Genomic DNA, 17287 nt, shown 5'->3' on the forward strand with positions numbered 1-17287 from the left:
CGCATCGGGCGCTATCCTGGTTATTTCACTTCAACCACATTCAGCCGTAATTCATCCAGCTGATTCTCATCTTCTTCAGGCTGCCAGCCCGCAGGCTGTAGTGGGATATCTTCGCGATCAAACGCCAGATCACCGCCGTTAACCACTTCGGAACCGTGGGTAATGCCTTTGAAATCGAAAAGAGTGGTATCGCACAAATGAGACGGCACAACATTCTGCATCGCGCTGAACATCGTCTCAATTCGCCCCGGATAACGCTTATCCCAGTCACGCAGCATATCGGCAATCACCTGACGTTGCAGGTTAGGCTGTGAACCGCAAAGGTTGCACGGAATAATCGGAAACGCTTTCGCATCGGCAAAACGTTGAATATCTTTTTCGCGGCAGTAGGCCAGCGGACGAATCACGATATGTTTGCCATCATCGCTCATCAGTTTCGGCGGCATACCTTTCATCTTGCCGCCGTAGAACATATTCAGGAACAACGTTTGCAGGATATCGTCACGATGGTGACCCAGCGCGATCTTCGTCGCACCCAGCTCCGTTGCCGTGCGGTAAAGGATACCGCGACGCAGACGAGAGCACAGTGAGCAGGTAGTTTTGCCCTCAGGAATCTTCTCTTTCACGATACCGTAAGTGTTCTCTTCAACAATCTTGTACTCAACGCCCAGCTTTTCGAGATACTCCGGCAGAACGTGTTCCGGGAAGCCAGGTTGTTTCTGGTCGAGGTTAACGGCAACCAGCGAAAAACTGATTGGCGCACTTTGCTGCAAATTACGCAAAATCTCCAGCATGGTATAGCTGTCCTTACCACCGGAGAGGCAAACCATAATGCGATCGCCATCTTCAATCATATTGAAGTCAGCAATGGCTTCGCCTACGTTACGACGCAGACGTTTTTGCAATTTGTTCAGGTTGTATATCTCTTTCTTCGTATTCTTTTGATTTTCTTGCATTATTTCAGTTCTCTGGTACTAAATGGGGCAAATTGGGGGCAAACTTTGCAACTACGATAACCGCGCATTCAACATAGCTACCTGTTCGTCGTTCATGTCATCAATCCACATACCGTAAATTTCATACACCATCTGCGCAGTTTCATGCCCCATCTGGCTGGCTATAAATGCCGGGTTCGCTCCTGCCGTCAACAGCCAGCAGGCAAAAGTATGTCGCGTATGGTACGGATTACGGCGGCGAATACCAGCACGTTTTACTGCTGCATTCCATCTCGCACCCAAACTGCTTACCGAGTAATAAGGTTTCTGTTTTCCGTTACACATCCTGGGCATGAAAACAAAATGCAGTTTTTGCTTTTCGGTTCTGCCGTACTCCCGATGATAAAAAGTGATTTCGCTTTTGCGATGATGCCCGGTCAGTTTGTATTGCTCCTTCAGTGCTTCAAGAGCTGGCTGTAGTAGTGTTACCGTCCGGATCCCCGCATTTGTTTTTGGGGGACCGAACATATCAAGTATCGTCAGGTTTCTTCTGACATTCACAATTCCCTTCTCGAAATCCACATCCTCCCACGCCAGAGCAGCCAGTTCCCCGTGACGAAGCCCGGAGTAAACGGCAAATTTCCACAAGTTCTGGCTCTGTCCTTTTTCACTTTCCATTAATGCATTGAATTCTGTTTTAGATAACGGATCAGGCTTTATTCTGTTTCGCTGTAATTTTTTTACTCCTTCAAATGGTTTGGTTGATATAAATCCCGACTGATACGCAAAACGTAACAACGAACAGAGCAGGGCGATATAGTTATCAACTGTGCGCACGGTTCTTCCTTTTTTGTTGGATCTTGGATTATCCAGGTAAAATGTTTCTCCATGCAGCAGTTCATTCCGGTAGTTTAAGATATCGCTATAACGAATATGTGATATTGGGGTACTCTCACAAATTATTATCCTGAGTGTTTTTAATTGTGATTTCGTTTTCTTCATTGTGTTTGTTGTTAACTCTGTCTCTTTAATTTTTGTCCAGATATCACAAAGCTCCCCGAACGTTTTTATGACCCTCGTTGTCACCATTTTTGCCCCAGTACTGGACTGGGGAAAACGTCTTAAATACTCAAATTCACCGGAGTTGATTTCATGAACTATCAACGCTCTTAAATTCCCGGCCTTTTTAATGTTACTGTTAGTAACCTCCCAGCCTTTCAATGTTTCCCGACATCGTTTTCCTCGAAACATGAACCAGATGCGAATGTATTTACCTCGAATCTCGACACCTGTTGGTAATTTAGACATATCATGAGTCTTTGATAAACTGATTTATCTTTGGATAGTTGTACCAGATAATCCCTCGCTTACTGTCTGGCTTCCCTAAAGGAGATACTCGTTTGAAGTGGAAGCCTTCTACCCAACAGTTCTGGCGGTATGCTTCAATTTGTCTGGCTCCCAGACCAGTGCGAAGCATCAGGCCGTATTCAACCATCCACTCTTCATTAAAGATTACTTGTGCCATCGCATCACCTCTGGCAGGCGCCAATGTTAGACTGAAATTGACGCCCGATGTTGATTATTAATAATCAGCTATGAAGTTTTAATTTGAATACAATGCAATTCACGAAGATTGAAGTTTCTCGCAATTAAAATTTATAAGTTTTACTTTCTGCTCTCTGGAAACACCAGCTTCTTTTTTCCCTGAGAGCATTTTTTCGCATTCCGATTTGGTTAACTTTGTTGTTGAGTACCTTGTCCAGCTGGTAGGAGAACCTCCTTCCTTTTCAATAGTGGCGGTAATTTTATACATGAACACCTCCATTATTATTTCCAGTAGTTCGTTTATTCCATCTTTCGAGAGCTTCTTTTTCACTTCCACCATAGCCGGTTCGGGATTCGCATCCGTTACACTTCGCGCGGTAATATCCTGAAATGGCTTTCACCGTTACTGATGGACAACCACAAAAAGGGCATGGTTTGACTTTTTCATACCGCATTGTCTTTTCTCTCATAAAATAAAATTTTTTGATGGCGGTGGGACTACACCGCCAAAGTAAATATCAGGAGCCGATATATTCTGGTTTCATATCTGTCAGTGTCGTTTTATACGCCTCATATAAATCACCCAGATGTGGCCGAGCAGCATTCAGCGTATTTTCCAGAGCAGTAAATTTTTGTTCTGCTTCTGGATCACCTGAAGAAGGAAGGTCATTTATCATCTTCTCAATACGGGCAATAGCATTGAGACGGTGATGACGCTGAACCACTTTTCCTTTAAGTTCCGTATAGAGAGCGCCAAGTGTATTTTTATGCTCTTCCACTTCCTGGCGAAGTGCTGTTGTTTCCCCGGTGCTTTGTGCCTGCTCAATACGTTCACGGAAAGCATCGATCCAGTTTTCCCCGGCATCCTGCTCAATAATTGTTGTTTCACGTTCCGCACGGCAGGCGGATGTGTTTTTATGTTCCTGAACCGGATTAATGATTTTTTCCTGTGGTTCGTCCAGTTCGTCCCGGGTGTACACTCCAAGAATCACTTCAGGGCAATAAAGGCGCGCCCAGCGTTTCAGCGCCAGATAGGCAAGCTGCTGGCGAGGATCGTCGGCCCATAGCGTTGAGTTACGTGTTCTGGCCTGCGCCAGAAGTAATTCCAGTACGCGCGGTTTACTTTCGCCGCGTAGTGTTGCCTGGACACGAACACCGATCCCGTTTTCATCAGCCAGTTTCCATCCCGGGACGCGATATTCCTTTCCTTTGTCGTTCTTCCTGATTTCAAACTTTCCGATGATTTTTTCCCACGGTCCGAACCAGTCATATTCAATACGCCCAGTTAGCGGCCCACGGGTGCTGATTACGGCGTTAACCAGTTGCGCTTCATACCCTAGCACACCATTCACAACGAAAGTTTTCTGAGCTACTGCGTAAGGGTTCATTTGCCACTGCATCGCCTGCATGGTGATGGCCATACAGTCTGATGGGTTTCCCCGGAGGTGTTCCGGTACTGTAGCCATGCCGGAAGCCATTACCTGAGAAAATGTCTGAATTGCAGCCAGGGACTGAGGGCTGAAAACCGCAACGTTAGAGTTAATATTTTCTTGTTGAGTTAATTCGTTCATTGTGTCCTTCCTCAGATGCTCAGTGCTTCAAGACGACGAAGATCAAAGTCGTTTAATTCGTCGGTATAACTTTCGGTAATCGGTGCTGGCCAGTTGTTTGTCTCCAGGGCTTCGTTTATCTGTCGTAGCGTCCGGCGATATTCCTGTCGACCAAGTTCCAGGAGTTCCTGCGAGGCTTCCACGACTGCCACCCAGTGATAGCCAGCATCTTTGTTGACGAAGATCCAGAAAAATTTGTCCAGGTTTGCCACATCGCAATACATTGCTGCGCTGAGGTGATAATCACGCTCAATAATTTCACGGTGCAGGCGATCTTTCAGTCGTTCCTGTCGCACATAACCGAGGCTGACTGACTTCACGTCGGCGCAAATGCTTTCGTATGGCAGTCGGATTTCGATATCAGGACGGCCCCTGATTTCCAGCCCGGTTTCTTCATCAAACCCGAAATAGCTGATTTCAGATTTGCGATCCGGGTGGTTGAGTAGCCTTGCTGCATCAGTATTGTTTTGCAGTGCAGCGTGAATATTTTTTGCCTGTTCATACATATCTGAACTGATAAACGTTTTCCCGGCGTTTTCTTCTTGCTGGCGTTTTTGCCAGTCCTCCAGGGTAACCAGTTCCGGGCGAATTTTCCGGGCGATTTCGGTTAATTGCTCTTTCGTGCCACTGATGTTGTAAGGCAAAGATTTAGCACGTTCTTTTTTCGCCAGTTCTGGATCTATAGTTTCAATTTGCTCCAGAAGTTGCTCCCGTGTTCCACTGGTTTTCAACAGAGGAGGGAGGCTTGCATTGTATTCTCTAATGCAGGCTTTCATTGCCGATGCAGTATGTTTCTCCTCCTCCGGAATACGCTGGAATTCCACCGGAAGCGAACCGTAAAGGATGCCTGTTTCTTCGGCTCCAGCACTTACCGACAGTGGCTGGATAAGAGTGCTGTTGTAGCTTTCGATCCACTCTTTCATCTGCTCTGGTGTCATCAGTGCTGGCAGACTGGCATTGTGTTTTTTGATAATGGCGATCAGTTCGTGAGAAGTGGTAACCACATGTTCAGGAACCGGTACCGGAATAGCATATTCATCAGCGAACTTATCCGTTTCCAGAACATAGCTGTGAATGATCCGCCCACGCAGCAATGCATCACTTTCCTCACTCGGAATAGTTCCGGCAATGTGCCGTCCGTGGTAATACATCAGGCTGATACGAGCATCCTTCAGCATTGTGCTGCTTATTCCATTGGCAGAGTGATAAACCTCGTTCGGGAGGTTTTCATAGCGGCCTGGTTCGAAATATGATGGCCACATGATTTCAGTTGCTACAGGAGCTGACGCTTCACCAGTTTCATCACTGCAATTGTGATGCGGATCGCTGCCAACGTTCTCCTTGTGCAGATGTTCAGCGCCTTCCATTTCCTCCGGATCTTTTTCCTGAGATTCATCCAGATTTTCTTCATTAAAGGTTTCCTGATACGTTGCGTCGCCCATTACCACAGCACAGTCAGGGCAGCTATCCCCGCCAGTCTGACCGCAGGCATTGCAGACTTTTTCCGGTTCATGTTGCACTACTGGCTCAGGTTGTTTCACATCCGGGCTAGTTTTTTCAGTTTCTGGCGTGTTTTGTTCCATTTCTGGCTGGTTCTGGTACACAGAATCGCGAGTCTGGATCCCCTTAACCCATTTCGGATCGTTCGGGTCGCTAATCCCTTCAACGAACTCACCACGCGAGGCCGCCAGCAATTTGTCTGCATCGACAGGATTTTTGGGCGGAATGTTTTTCCTGGCTTCATGGAGTTCTGCCCGCTTTTTCTGGTATTCCGCATCAACAGGGTTTACCTGTGACTGAGCATCCAGCGGCTGCGTGTCCTGATGATGTTCAGTTGCGTCCGGTTCCATTGTTTCAGCCGTTGCCTGTTTATCTGCCATTGTTCCAGATGGTTGTAGTTTTTCTTCATCATCCTGTTTTCCTTCTTCTGTTACACGCTGTGGTATCGGGGCAGAGGAGCGACCGCAGGCAATATCCACGATTTCCGGATCAGGGTTGGCATGATCGGTTTCAGTCAGTACTTTGTTCAGATATTCAGTGACGTGCGCGGGGATGACCTCGATCCCAATTGGTGCTTCTTTCACGGACGCAACCACGATGGCGCGTGAATAATCCAGCCCGCCAGGCATAGTGATGAATTTGTCGCGGAAAACAGAAAAGGGCGGTTTATTTTCAGCGATAATTTCCTCAATGCGTTTAGCGTGTGCTGGATGAAGGTTATAGATGTCCACGTCCATTGAACGGGCCAGTACGCCAGTGGCTACATCGCGCGCCAGTGACGTCAGATCGTGGACGAAACCTTCGCCGCGATCGGTGAGGTTCCCGCCGCCAGCATTAGCACCGGAAGCCGTGCGAGTGATGCGTGAAACACGATTCCCTTTTCGCCATTCTTTTGTCAGAAGACCGCGATCAATGTGTTCGGTATCCAGCCAGGCTGAAATGAAATTCTTAAATTCATAGGGCTGATGTTTTTTCGTGATAGAGAAAACTGCCTTAATTGCATCAGTCAGGCGGAGCAGGGCGGCATTATCCAGAGTTGTCGGTTCTGCCATGCCGCGTATGGCCAACAGCAGATTCTGGACATAGCTGTTTTCCTGATCCATCTCAAGAGCAGTAATGTGTTCGCGTTGTTCTCGGGTGGCATGATGCAGGTATTTCCGATCCCCGGCCGCATACGTAAAAATGTGCAGAAGACGCTGTGTGAACCGCAAAGTAGATACAGAGACTTCGCAATCCTGGCAATCCCCGTGAGCGTCTGCCTGTGTGTTTTCTTCCTGGCCTCCCGCCGGTTCTTCGATTTCCGGTGCATTATCCTGATGGTGAACGTCGTCTGGCGCTGCTCCCGGTTTTAGTTCCCAGGTCATGGAGTCTTTGCTGAGTTGATAGCGTTCACTCCAGGTAAAATCGATCTCACCTTCAGGGGGAAGGTCATTAACGACAGGAAAATTCGTGGCAACAGGTTTAAAATAGCTGCTCAGTTTTTTACCTGACTTAACGAGCAGGTAATCCAGAGTGGCACAGGTCGATTCAAAATCGTCGCTTGCCCACAGGACGACGTCAGGTTCACCGGATGATTTTTTCGCTTTCCGTAACAGGAAGAGTGGTTTTGTGCTCATTGTTTTTTAACCTCAACTCAGATTAAAATTCGTTTTGTTCAGTGAATGATCTTGCCGGATACACACTGTTCATAGCCTGCGCCATACGCAGGCTATTTCTTTCAGATTTCACCGTTTAATTTCATTGCAATCAGAGTTGCCAGAAATCCGGCTTTTTTTTCTGCGGGCAGATTCTTTCCGATGTGAACCAGGCACATTTTTGTGACACCTTCATCAAGTGTTTTTACGTTGCCAGATGGACCGTCGATATCAACCACAGTGAATGGGGTTTCTTTATTTTCTGTTTTAATCACGTAGCCAATGCGCTTTCCTTCCAGATTAACCTCGTGAACAATGTCATCGGTAGTTACAACAGTGGCTTCATAATTGGTAATCATGTTTTTCTCCTTAATTAGGTTGAGCGAATCCCTGCCATTGCTGGCATAAATTCAGTTTCGAATAGTCAGTTAATTAAAGTTCGTGTGCCATCTGGTCTTTTTCGGCACATATTTCACTACAATATTTTTTCATTTCCGTCGTTGGGATAACTCCACGCATGAAATGAAGTGGTGTTTTAATGCTTTTGCTTTCTTCAATTTCTTTATTGCAAAGGTGGTAAGCACATTTTATTTTCTTAGTCTTCACCATGACTCCGCCTTTACAGGTAAACCATCACGACCGAGGAAGACTTTGATCATGCAGTCAGTAATGCATGTTTTTGTGGTCAGGCTACGGATATAAAGTTTCCTCTTTTTAATATTATTTGCCGAGGCAATATATGTCCGGCCTTCATGAAGAACATAATCGCCAGGAGTCACACACTGACGTGGTATTTCATCAGTTCCGAAGTGATGTGCAATCATAATTATCTCCATTTTTACAAATGAACTTTGTTGATGCGGCGCCTGGTGCCTCCAGGTGACTGCAACCAGTTAACAATTACAGTCGGCTTTCCCACCCAAACCAATAAGGACTAACATGACTTTTAACTGTGCCGCGTGCGCTTAGCCGCATTCACCGCATCACAAAATTCACTTTAAAAAGGGCGGACATCAGTCGAACTTCAAGAAAAAACTGATGCCGCCAAGACTACACACAGCAGTGTTGTTATTCACAACCGGAGGCGCACTCCCACCATTTAAATTTAACAGACAAGACCGACTCTTTATGGATATCGGAAATGCGCCTTCGTGTTGCGCCCGGTTTTATTTCACCACCTCCGGGCTTCGGTGGTCTCTGCTATACCCCTACAGCGAGAGCTTGTGTTAACATTTCAATACCCTTACAGTCGAGATTTATTGATATGTTGGAGATATTTACTCCATTGTTGAAACTTTTTGCTAACGAGCCACTCGAAAGACTTATGTACACGATTATCATTTTCGGCCTCACTCTCTGGTTGATACCGAAAGAGTTTGCTGTCGCATTCAATGCTTATACTGAAATACCCTGGCTCTTTCAGATTATCGCTTTTGCCTTTTCTTTCGTGGTCGCTATTTCCTTCTCAAGATTGCGAGCGCATATTCAAAAGCATTATTCATTGCTACCAGAGCAACGAGTATTGCTTCGTTTATCAGAGGAAGAAATCTCTGTATTTAAAGATTTCCTTAAAACAGGAAATCTTATTATCACTTATCCTTGCCGTAACCCGGTTACGAAAAAATTAGAACGGAAGGGCATCATTCAACATCAGAGTGATAGCGCAAACTGTTCTTATTATCTCGTCACCGAAAAATACTCCCACTTTATGAAGTTATTCTGGAACAGCAGGAGTAGGCGTTTTAATCGTTAGCTTACTGTGTGCTTCTCCAACCATCGACGCGCGCCAGCTTCGGTTTTAAACGTTTTGCTTTTGGTATACATCATAGCGGTGAACGTGCCGTCATGGTTTGGGAACACGCCACATACCAGAGATTCGTTGTTGCCGAGGTCGATTTTTTGCATTTTGCTGACCTTACATCTTGTTGCTGCGTATAGCGGCTTCTGCCTGACAGAGATCCCAGTCATTCCTGCGTAGAGCCTGTACATAGTTGCTCCGTAACGTGGAGCCTACGACCTGCTTTTAACCACATCAGGTGAGGTGATATCCTTACAAATGGTCATTTACTGTAAGGATATTAATTAAGAAGGTTTTTTCTATGCTCGAAAATCAAACCATGAAGGTTGCCTGCCCTGATTGCGGTAGCGAGATGTTCAAGCGGCCCGATGATTTTGACTTTGACACTAATTTCGTTGGCGTTAGTTGCGCCGAATGTGGTCGAGAAATCACCAGGGACGATGTTATTAAGCAAGGAAAAAATGTTGTTCATGAACAGGTCAATGACATGCTCAGGAACGCCCTCAAAGGCAGCAGGTGGAAGTTTTAATAACTTCAGAATCGCACTAAGCTGATCCTCCGCTTCCGTAGCGTCTATAGAAAGTTCGATAGGCGCTATTTTCATTTCTGCCATACATCACCTCACTCATTTCCCCTTAACGCCGGGTGGCGGAACTGTTTGCTGAGAACACCGTGCGGTGTCTTGATGTAAACAAGATTAGTCATGGCTAACAATTAGGTCAAGTGTTTTTGTTTGCCATGACTAACATTTATGGCAACAAAAAAGATAACACATTGATTGTGTTATCTTTTGTTTGTTCGTTGACGGGCTTTTAATAATTCTTCAAAGAGTTTGTTGAAATTTTTTACTCGGGCGCGCATCTCGGTGAGCTGAGCATCCTGTTCTGATTCAGGCAATGCATTAAAAAGCTCAAGGAGCTCGTGTTCTTTGGGGGATAAAGCAACTGGCTCCTCAATAGGTGGTGATGGCTGCTTGTCTTCATCGCCAAATAGAATCCATGTTGGCGAGCACTGCAGTACATTGCTGAGGGCAAAAAGATTCTTCCCTGTAGGTTCGCTATCATCCCGTTCCCATTGTGAAACCGATACATGAGAAATTTTCAGGGCTTTAGCAAGAGACCTTTGGGTGTATTTGAGGTTTTTTCGGCGATACCTAATGCGTTCGCCAATGGTTAAATTTTTTGTATCCATAGTTAGCTAATGCTAAATCTTATTGACTATGTTTTTGTTAACATCTATTTTGTTAGTCATGACTAACAAGCGGGTGCTTTAAATGCTTAAAACTGACGCACTTTTGTATTTCGGTTCAAAAACAAAACTTGCACAAGCTGCTGGTATTCGTTTGGCTTCGCTTTATAGCTGGAAAGGGGAGCTAGTACCTGAAGGTCGCGCGATGCGCCTGCAAGAGGCATCTGGCGGGGAGCTTCAGTACGACCCCAAAGTTTATGACGAATATCGTAAGGCAAAACGACCTGGGAAGGTGATTCATGAAAATCAGGCATGAGCACATCGAATCAGTGCTGTTAGCCCTGGCAGCCGAAAAAGGGCAGGCGTGGGTCGCTAACGCAATTACTGAAGAATATCTGCGGCAGGGGGGCGGCGAATTGCCCCTGGTACCAGGCAAGGACTGGAATAATCAGCAGAACATCTATCACCGCTGGTTGAAAGGCGAAACAAAAGCGCAAAGGGAAAAAATTCAGAAGCTGATCCCAGCAATTCTGGCAATTCTTCCGCGCGAGCTGCGTCACCGACTCTGCATCTTCGATACCCTGGAACGCCGAGCATTACTGGCGGCGCAGGAAGCGTTGAGTACGGCAATTGATGCGCATGATGATGCAGTCCAGGCCGTTTACCGTAAGGCGCATTTTAGCGGCGGTGGGTCTTCCGACGATTCTGTCATTGTTCATTAAGCAAAAGTTTCCATGCTGGTTGTGCTTATTCTAAGCCACCGGGCAGCATCATACGGGGCAATTATGGCCGCATTACCATACATGCAACTGTACATAGCTGATTACCTGGCTGACACCATGCATTTGTCAGCAGAGGAACACGGTGCGTATTTGTTGCTGATGTTCAATTACTGGCAAACAGGAAAGCCAATACCCAAAAACAGGCTGGCAAAAATTGCCCGTCTGACTAACGAGCGATGGGCTGATGTTGAACCATCCTTGCGGGAGTTTTTTTGCGATAACGGCGACGAATGGGTGCATCTTCGGATTGAGGAAGATCTGGCATCAGTCAGGGAAAAGTTAACCAAAAAATCAGCCGCAGGAAAAGCATCTGTTCAGGCCAGAAGAAGCAGAAAGGAAGCAGATGTTCAAACAAAACAAGAGAGAAATTTAACAGGTGTTCAAACATATGTTGGAGTGGTGTTTGAACATGATGCCAACACAAAAGCAACTAATAAAGATACAGATCTAAAAGAATTAAACCCCACACATAACGCGCGCGTACGCGAGAGTACTCCGACAAGTGAATCGAACGGTACGCCATCGCAGACAACGGAACCCGAATATCTTGACGGCCTGATTGAACCCATCGGGAAATTTCCGATGACCGATGGCTGGCATCCGTCGCTGGATTTTCGACGACGGGCTGCACTGTGGGGCGTTGCCCTGCCAGAGCCGGAATTTACACATGCCGAACTTGCTGCCTTCCGGGACTACTGGACGGCGGAGGGGAAAGTTTTCACGCAGGTTCAGTGGGAGCAGAAATTCGCCCGTCACGTAAATCACGTCAGGGCGCAGGTTAAACCAGTCAGCAAGGGGGTGAGCCATGCAGCAGCACCAGGTGGCACCGCATCACGGGCAGTTCGGGAAATTCGGGCAGCACGTGAACAGTGGGAACGTGAAAACGGATTTATCAGCGACGGAAACGGCGTGGAAGCTGTGGGAACTCATGGGGGAGGTTTATTCGAACCGCTGGACTCAGAAGAACGGGGCCGCACCTTCGAAGCTCTGGATTGCACAGATTGGCGCGATGACTGAGCAGCAAATCCGGCAGGTCTGCCGCCAGTGCATGGAGCGTTGTCGGGCGGGTGAAACATGGCCTCCTGACCTGGCAGAGTTTGTGGCGTTGATTTCGGAAAGTGGGGCAAATCCGTTTGGTTTGACTGTGGATGCCGTGATGGAGGAGTACCGACGCTGGCGCAACGAGTCCTGGCGATACGACGGAAGCGATAAATACCCGTGGTCTCAGCCTGTGCTGTATCACATTTGCCTCGAGATGCGGGCAAAAGGGATTGAGCGTCAGATGACCGAAGGGGAGTTAAAACGACTTGCAGAACGGCAACTGGCGAAATGGGCAAAACAAGTTGGTGACGGCCTCAGTGTTCCGCCAGTCCGGCGGCAACTGACTGCACCAGAACGCCCGTCGGGGCCAACTCCAATTGAGTTGCTGAAACAGGAATACGAACGCCGGAAAGCGGCTGGTTTTGTTTGAGTTGAGAAGTAATTTTTACCGGGAGGAAATTTTAATGGAGACCGTTTTTGACGCACTGAAAGCAATGGGAAAAGCCACGTCGGTAGAACTGGCAGCGCGACTTGATATCAGTCGTGAAGAAGTGCTGAACGAGCTGTGGGAACTGAAAAAGGCTGGCTTCGTTGATAAAAGCGTATACACCTGGCGTGTGGCTGATAACAACGTTCAGCAGGAACAGCCAGCACAGACAGTGCTGCCGGAAGAAACCACTACGGCAACAGTGACGAAAATTTCGGAGAGCGATTTAACTTCGACGATTGAACAACGTGGCCCACAAACGGCGGATGAACTGGCTACGCTGTTCGGTACAACATCCCGCAAAGTGGCTTCAACGCTGGCAATGGCAATCAGCAAAGGTCGTCTGATTCGCGTTAATCAGAACGGTAAATTTCGTTACTGCATGCCGGGCGGTAATTTACCAGCAGAGCCGAAAGTTAAATCGATAGCGGAAACCCATGGTAAAGCCTTTCCTCAACCAGCAGGTGTTGCGTTACCGGTGCAGGAAGCTGCAACACAGGAAGATATTAAAACAGAAACTGTAGCGGACATTGTGCAGTCGTTGCCATCGTACACCGAAACACAAGCGGATGACCTGGTTTTGCCATCGCTGCATATGGCAAATCGCGAACTGCGTCGGGCGAAAAATCATGTCCAGAAGTGGGAGCGTATCTGCGCCGCGCTGCGGGAGTTGAACAGGCACAGGGATATTGTTCGACAGATTACTGATTTTTCCCGCAGTGTTGCATCGGAAAAGTGATTGCCGGAGGCGCTTATGGCAAAAGTATTTACACAAGAAGAGCGGGAAAAAATTAAAGGGCTGGTTGTTGAACTTGTACGTCTGAGCGGTCGCGAGACGTTACGACAACTGGAAGCTAAGACAGGTGCGACAAGATATTTTATGAGCGTTCTCGCCAGAGAGCTGGTTGCCAGTGGCGATGTATACAATTCTGGCTACGGGTTATTTCCGTCTGAACAGGCTCGTAAGGACTGGCAAAACGCCCGTAAAAAACTATCAAGAGCAAAGGTGAAGAAACCGGTTGTGGTTGATCCTGACCTTATCTGCTCATTACCAGACGGAGAAATACGCCGCTACGACAGGCGTATGAACATAATCTGTCGCGAGTGCAGGAAAAGTGAAGCTATGCAGCGTGTGCTGGCGTTTTATCAGGGGAAATTTCAGGAGGTGGTGCGGTGAGTGAATCAAAATGCAGGGTTAATGGCAATCAGATAGAACCGTGTGCGGCATTGGCAAAAGCACTTGAATATGGAAATCCAACATTTAAGAGCAAAGGTATATTTATCCCGGGGCGTGTGAACATAAACACTGGCGAGCCAGGCTTAGACATTGCTCAAATTCACTCTGGTCAATATGTCGGTCGTGGCGTTGCAATGTGTTTTTGCCCGTTCTGTGGTGAAAGTCTGAAAACGTGGGAGAACAGAAATGAATGAAATTAAAGAAATACCAGTAATACGTGATGAATATGGCTGCTGGACGCATCCTGAATATGAAAAATTCTGTGATGGTAGGGAATATATTTCAACGGAAGAGTTTAACGCCTGGATGGCGGAAAATAATCTTCAATGCGTCCTCTGCTTCAGAGACGAAGGATATGCTGACCTTGATGCGTGTGATGCTGATATTTCTGCATGGGAACCGGAACGACCAGAGGGCGATGGATGGTTTATTGGTTCGATACATGACACCGAAGATGGCCCGGTTTGTGTCTGGTTGCGAAATAAGGCTGAAGCATAAAGGTGATAAACCACCTGATAACAAAACACTGAAAATTTAAATCAGAAGTGGTTTTTATTAAATCCTTAACCGGAGGGGTTCCTGCACCCTCAATACATCAGGAGGTCGCCCGATAGGGCGGCAATAAAAATGACAGAATTAACTAAAGAATGGGTGTTGGGGTGAGTAATGCTGATATCGCCTTATCTGGTCTGGTTTCATGGGGCAGCATTAATAGTTATGCCGCATGTCCTGATGGCTGGCAACGTCATCCCGGCACCAAATCGCCATACCGGTATTGCAGCGGCACGACGTGCAGCAAAGAAACGCAGGAAAGCAAAACGATGAAAAACCGTAAAGCAAAAATTCTTTTGACCTGTAGAAACGCTCGCGGCGTCCAGTAATGGTTAAAACTCAGTAACCGCAGAATGGGATTGTTCACAAACACAACTGATATTGTGATGTGTTCCCTCAACAAGCCCAGCGCGGCACAAAACCGCTGGAGAAATCACGGTTCTCAGCAAATTAAATGGGAGGGATATGACTACATAAAAAGGGGCGAATGCCCCTTAGATCATCATTAGCTGCTCATCGCTGGCGGTACTTGTCTTTAGGAATTTCTAGACGATAATATCCACCATCTTTCTTAAAAATACGTTTACCACCACGAGTAATGTACGGGGTAAACACAATCACAACTTCTTCGCCTTTGGCGTTCATTTCTGTAGTCATGGTTTGATTTCCTGTAAATCTCACCTTTACAAGTCATCACCAAAACGCCTACACTAAAGGTGTGAATCATTAAGTAGGCGGGTAGTGATACTCTAAGAGCGGTGAGTAAGCTCTCAGAATCGTTATCCTTATCGGCAAAAGAGTTGGCGCTCTTTTGCCGATTAAATGATCTGGTTTTCACGAAATTTCCTCCACAAGATCCCTGCGACTTCATGGCTAACTTTGAAGTTAACAGCAATTTCTTTTGGGGTTTTGATCATCCCTTTCTCTTGCGGATCAACCAGAAACCAAGCGGCAAATTCGTTTGCTTGCCATTCTGCGTCCTCTCTAAAGCCATGATTGGAGGATGTCTGTGAGAAAGCAAATTCAGGCGTAACATCCGCATGAAGAATTAAATGCCCTAATTCGTGAGCCAGAGTAAAACGATCACGTGGTACGCCGTTTGCTGCATTAATGTAAGTGTCTTTACGTACGTATAACTCGCCTATTGCAGGTCTTGCCTTAGCATACTCATGCGGCATTTCATGAATTTCACAAATTTCCATCGAAATTGCACCGGTATCGTTTAGCCTGTCTAATAACCTAACAATGTCAATTGAAGGATCCGATGTCGCTGGGAGATACTGCCTTGCTTTTTGGCGCGCGGCGGCAGCAACTTTCCATATGGTTTGAGGAGCAATAAAATTTACTTTATTACACAGTAATCGCTTTTGTTTCATCTTTGACTTTGACCTTACATTTTTTTTATCTTCTCAAGCCAGTCATTTGCTTCACTTTCTGGAAGCTCTTTATACTTACGCGCAAAGGTGACGAACAATTCTCGGTGCTTGTCAGAAGTATTCTTAAAATCTTCTTTATGAACTGGTTGAGATACGTCCACAAGACATTGAAAATCATCTCTGCTGATGACTGTGTCTGCATAAACGTTCATGAATTTGTCTACAAAATCAGCAGATATTGAACGCTTACCTAATTCAATTGCAGAAAGTTGAGCGACACTCACACCAAGTTTTTCTGCCATGTCTTTCAATATCTGATCTTTATCAATACGGATTTTCCGTAAGAACCTACCAAGAGCTGTAACTTGCATTGTGACCTCCTAATCAAGGGAGGTAGTCTTTTACTACCATTGAAGATACATTAAACCATTATCAGATAATTAGTCAACAAAAATTGTAGAATGGATTTGTGTGACCTGATTTTGGTTAAAGAGAACATCGCATGTTATTGCAATCTATTAATTTAAAAATTCTAGATTTATCGATAGGTTGCGAGCGAATTTTGGTGCAAAGATAAAATGTTGGAAACAGCTAAAAGGTTAAGTAGAATGGCTGCGGGTGCTTGAGGCTGTCTGCCTCGGGCATGCCACTGTAAGGCAGACAGAGAAAAGCCCCAGTTAACATTACGCGTCCGGCAAGACGCTTAACATTAATCTGAGGCCAATTTCATGCTTTGCACATGTAGGTTAGCCTCTTACGCGCCGGAAGGCAAGGAGAAGCAGGCTATGAAGCAGCAAAAGGCGATGTTAATCGCCCTGATCGTCATCTGTTTAACCGTCATAGTGACGGCACTGGTAACGAGGAAAGACCTCTGCGAGGTACGAATCCGAACCGGCCAGACGGAGGTCGCTGTCTTCACAGCTTACGAATCTGAGGAGTAAGAGACTCGGCGGGGAGAAATCCCCGCCACCTCTGATGTGTCAGGTATCCTCAACGCACCCGCACTTAACCCGCTTCGGCGGGTTTTGTTTTTCATGAATAAGGGATTAATAATTTTAACTGAAATTATATTGCCTTGTTGTCCGAATGGTTAGTTAATTTTCGATATTGTTGTATTTGTCGTATTTGTCGTATTTGTTTTTATTTTCGGCTTTATCTTTTGCGATTGCTTCGAAATAAAGATTAATTAGAATTCATCCGTTTTGAGTAGCGCGCAGGGAGAAGATGGATGGAACCCTGAAAAGGGGAGAGCTATTTATTTGGAAGGATTCTGAAGATGAAAATCGAAGAATTGCATGAATTGTTTAGTGAAAATGGCCTCTATGCTGTGCGCGTTGAGAATGGAACTATTGTCAGTCACTGCCGCATTAAATGTTTACAATCCCAGCAAAGGAAGAGCGGTGCTGTGTTAATTTATTTTGTGGATGGACTTATGGTGGACGGTTTTATTTTACGTGAAGATGAATTTGTCACATCATTACAGGCTTTGAAAGAGATAGGACTTAAGGCTGGATTTTTTGCTTTTGAGACTGAGTGAATTCATCTACAATTCAGCACAGGGTTGACCCCCTGCTGAGTAACACCGTGCCACCGGAGAAAACC

Annotated in this window: 26 protein-coding genes and 2 pseudogenes; 13 read left to right on the top strand and 15 right to left on the bottom strand. The window is 46.2% G+C overall.

The window, feature by feature from the left end; genetic code table 11:
- Positions 1-20: 20 nt before the first annotated feature.
- The 10 genes from ttcA to kilR form a co-directional block, all read right to left on the bottom strand.
- Positions 21-956, bottom strand: coding sequence for a tRNA 2-thiocytidine(32) synthetase TtcA (gene ttcA / locus A7Z29_RS10660; RefSeq protein WP_105290189.1), 936 nt, complete (start codon positions 954-956; stop codon positions 21-23).
- A gap of 51 nt (positions 957-1007) precedes the next feature.
- Positions 1008-2243, bottom strand: a complete 1236-nt coding sequence (locus A7Z29_RS10665) for a tyrosine-type recombinase/integrase (protein WP_105290190.1) — start codon at positions 2241-2243, stop codon at positions 1008-1010.
- Between the two features lies 1 nt (position 2244).
- Positions 2245-2460 carry an excisionase XisR gene (gene xisR, locus A7Z29_RS10670; protein ID WP_000079604.1) on the bottom strand — a complete coding sequence of 72 codons (216 nt, stop codon included), beginning with the start codon at positions 2458-2460 and terminating at the stop codon, positions 2245-2247.
- Between the two features lie 99 nt (positions 2461-2559).
- On the bottom strand, positions 2560-2748 hold the full coding sequence (locus A7Z29_RS10675; protein WP_001602382.1) for a DUF1187 family protein: 189 nt from the start codon (positions 2746-2748) through the stop codon (positions 2560-2562).
- The gene (gene ralR / locus A7Z29_RS10680; protein WP_021500490.1) at positions 2741-2935 is read right to left on the bottom strand and encodes a type I toxin-antitoxin system endodeoxyribonuclease toxin RalR; all 195 of its coding nucleotides are present in this window, start codon (positions 2933-2935) and stop codon (positions 2741-2743) included. Before ralR ends, A7Z29_RS10675 begins: the two co-directional genes overlap by 8 nt.
- A 63-nt stretch (positions 2936-2998) precedes the next feature.
- Positions 2999-4051: a RecT family recombinase gene (locus tag A7Z29_RS10685; RefSeq protein ID WP_105290191.1), complete on the bottom strand. Its 1053-nt coding sequence runs from the start codon at positions 4049-4051 to the stop codon at positions 2999-3001.
- Between the two features lie 11 nt (positions 4052-4062).
- The gene (recE, locus tag A7Z29_RS10690; RefSeq protein ID WP_105290192.1) at positions 4063-7206 is read right to left on the bottom strand and encodes an exodeoxyribonuclease VIII; all 3144 of its coding nucleotides are present in this window, start codon (positions 7204-7206) and stop codon (positions 4063-4065) included.
- Between the two features lie 101 nt (positions 7207-7307).
- On the bottom strand, positions 7308-7583 hold the full coding sequence (locus A7Z29_RS10695) for a hypothetical protein (protein WP_000632298.1): 276 nt from the start codon (positions 7581-7583) through the stop codon (positions 7308-7310).
- Positions 7584-7656: 73 nt separating this feature from the next.
- Entirely contained in the window at positions 7657-7833 is a 177-nt protein-coding gene (locus A7Z29_RS10700) for a YdaE family protein (protein WP_000241145.1), read from the bottom strand.
- Positions 7827-8048 (bottom strand): killing protein KilR, encoded by a 222-nt coding sequence (kilR, locus tag A7Z29_RS10705; protein WP_000560228.1) that lies wholly within the window; start codon positions 8046-8048, stop codon positions 7827-7829. The genes A7Z29_RS10700 and kilR overlap by 7 nt, the downstream gene beginning before the upstream one ends.
- A 440-nt stretch (positions 8049-8488) precedes the next feature.
- Between kilR and A7Z29_RS10715 the strand changes: the two genes are divergently transcribed.
- Complete coding sequence (locus A7Z29_RS10715) at positions 8489-8977, top strand: superinfection exclusion B family protein (protein ID WP_105290193.1); 489 nt, start codon at positions 8489-8491, stop codon at positions 8975-8977.
- Here A7Z29_RS10715 and A7Z29_RS10720 read toward each other — a convergent pair.
- A complete protein-coding gene (locus A7Z29_RS10720; protein WP_105290251.1) occupies positions 8974-9129 on the bottom strand; it encodes a YdaF family protein in 156 nt (51 codons plus the stop codon). The genes A7Z29_RS10715 and A7Z29_RS10720 overlap by 4 nt on opposite strands.
- Before the next feature lie 245 nt (positions 9130-9374).
- On the opposite strand from A7Z29_RS10720, the gene A7Z29_RS24045 reads away from it, so the two are divergent.
- On the top strand, positions 9375-9551 hold the full coding sequence (locus A7Z29_RS24045) for an ECs_2282 family putative zinc-binding protein (protein ID WP_459251559.1): 177 nt from the start codon (positions 9375-9377) through the stop codon (positions 9549-9551).
- Positions 9552-9805: 254 nt separating this feature from the next.
- Here A7Z29_RS24045 and A7Z29_RS10730 read toward each other — a convergent pair whose 3' ends face one another.
- Positions 9806-10213 (bottom strand): helix-turn-helix domain-containing protein, encoded by a 408-nt coding sequence (locus A7Z29_RS10730; protein ID WP_001585633.1) that lies wholly within the window; start codon positions 10211-10213, stop codon positions 9806-9808.
- Between the two features lie 82 nt (positions 10214-10295).
- Between A7Z29_RS10730 and A7Z29_RS10735 the strand changes: the two genes are divergently transcribed.
- From A7Z29_RS10735 to A7Z29_RS10775, 9 genes and pseudogenes are all read left to right on the top strand, one after another.
- Positions 10296-10526 carry a Cro/CI family transcriptional regulator gene (locus tag A7Z29_RS10735; RefSeq protein WP_001585634.1) on the top strand — a complete coding sequence of 77 codons (231 nt, stop codon included), beginning with the start codon at positions 10296-10298 and terminating at the stop codon, positions 10524-10526.
- Positions 10510-10932 carry a toxin YdaT family protein gene (locus tag A7Z29_RS10740; protein WP_001585636.1) on the top strand — a complete coding sequence of 141 codons (423 nt, stop codon included), beginning with the start codon at positions 10510-10512 and terminating at the stop codon, positions 10930-10932. The genes A7Z29_RS10735 and A7Z29_RS10740 overlap by 17 nt, the downstream gene beginning before the upstream one ends.
- Positions 10933-10944: 12 nt before the next feature.
- Positions 10945-12009: a DUF1376 domain-containing protein gene (locus A7Z29_RS23225; protein ID WP_000962020.1), complete on the top strand. Its 1065-nt coding sequence runs from the start codon at positions 10945-10947 to the stop codon at positions 12007-12009.
- The gene (locus tag A7Z29_RS23230; protein WP_286135326.1) at positions 12002-12463 is read left to right on the top strand and encodes a replication protein P; all 462 of its coding nucleotides are present in this window, start codon (positions 12002-12004) and stop codon (positions 12461-12463) included. Before A7Z29_RS23225 ends, A7Z29_RS23230 begins: the two co-directional genes overlap by 8 nt.
- Positions 12464-12497: 34 nt before the next feature.
- Positions 12498-13259 (top strand): DUF1627 domain-containing protein, encoded by a 762-nt coding sequence (locus A7Z29_RS10755; RefSeq protein ID WP_105290196.1) that lies wholly within the window; start codon positions 12498-12500, stop codon positions 13257-13259.
- Between the two features lie 15 nt (positions 13260-13274).
- Positions 13275-13697, top strand: coding sequence for a DUF977 family protein (locus tag A7Z29_RS10760; RefSeq protein ID WP_105290197.1), 423 nt, complete (start codon positions 13275-13277; stop codon positions 13695-13697).
- A complete protein-coding gene (locus A7Z29_RS10765; RefSeq protein ID WP_000004330.1) occupies positions 13694-13951 on the top strand; it encodes a hypothetical protein in 258 nt (85 codons plus the stop codon). Before A7Z29_RS10760 ends, A7Z29_RS10765 begins: the two co-directional genes overlap by 4 nt.
- Positions 13944-14255 (top strand): hypothetical protein, encoded by a 312-nt coding sequence (locus A7Z29_RS10770; protein WP_105290198.1) that lies wholly within the window; start codon positions 13944-13946, stop codon positions 14253-14255. The genes A7Z29_RS10765 and A7Z29_RS10770 overlap by 8 nt, the downstream gene beginning before the upstream one ends.
- Before the next feature lie 323 nt (positions 14256-14578).
- Positions 14579-14818, top strand: a pseudogene (locus tag A7Z29_RS10775) (hypothetical protein).
- A gap of 4 nt (positions 14819-14822) precedes the next feature.
- On the opposite strand, the gene A7Z29_RS23475 reads toward A7Z29_RS10775, so the two are convergent.
- The 3 genes from A7Z29_RS23475 to A7Z29_RS10785 all read right to left on the bottom strand — a co-directional run bounded on the left by A7Z29_RS23475 (position 14823) and on the right by A7Z29_RS10785 (position 16056).
- A complete protein-coding gene (locus tag A7Z29_RS23475; protein ID WP_000206095.1) occupies positions 14823-14966 on the bottom strand; it encodes a hypothetical protein in 144 nt (47 codons plus the stop codon).
- A gap of 161 nt (positions 14967-15127) precedes the next feature.
- Entirely contained in the window at positions 15128-15685 is a 558-nt protein-coding gene (locus A7Z29_RS10780; RefSeq protein ID WP_105290199.1) for an ImmA/IrrE family metallo-endopeptidase, read from the bottom strand.
- A 14-nt stretch (positions 15686-15699) separates the two neighbouring features.
- The gene (locus tag A7Z29_RS10785) at positions 15700-16056 is read right to left on the bottom strand and encodes a helix-turn-helix domain-containing protein (protein WP_105290200.1); all 357 of its coding nucleotides are present in this window, start codon (positions 16054-16056) and stop codon (positions 15700-15702) included.
- A 414-nt stretch (positions 16057-16470) separates the two neighbouring features.
- On the opposite strand from A7Z29_RS10785, the gene hokD reads away from it, so the two are divergent.
- Together hokD and A7Z29_RS10795 are read left to right on the top strand one after the other, a co-directional pair.
- Positions 16471-16626 (top strand): type I toxin-antitoxin system toxin HokD, encoded by a 156-nt coding sequence (gene hokD, locus A7Z29_RS10790; protein WP_000813255.1) that lies wholly within the window; start codon positions 16471-16473, stop codon positions 16624-16626.
- A gap of 335 nt (positions 16627-16961) precedes the next feature.
- Positions 16962-17250: pseudogene (locus A7Z29_RS10795) on the top strand (hypothetical protein).
- Positions 17251-17287 lie beyond the last annotated feature (37 nt).

The sequence above is a fragment of the Escherichia sp. MOD1-EC6842 genome (assembly GCF_002965705.1).
In the GTDB taxonomy this organism is placed as follows: domain Bacteria; phylum Pseudomonadota; class Gammaproteobacteria; order Enterobacterales; family Enterobacteriaceae; genus Escherichia; species Escherichia ruysiae.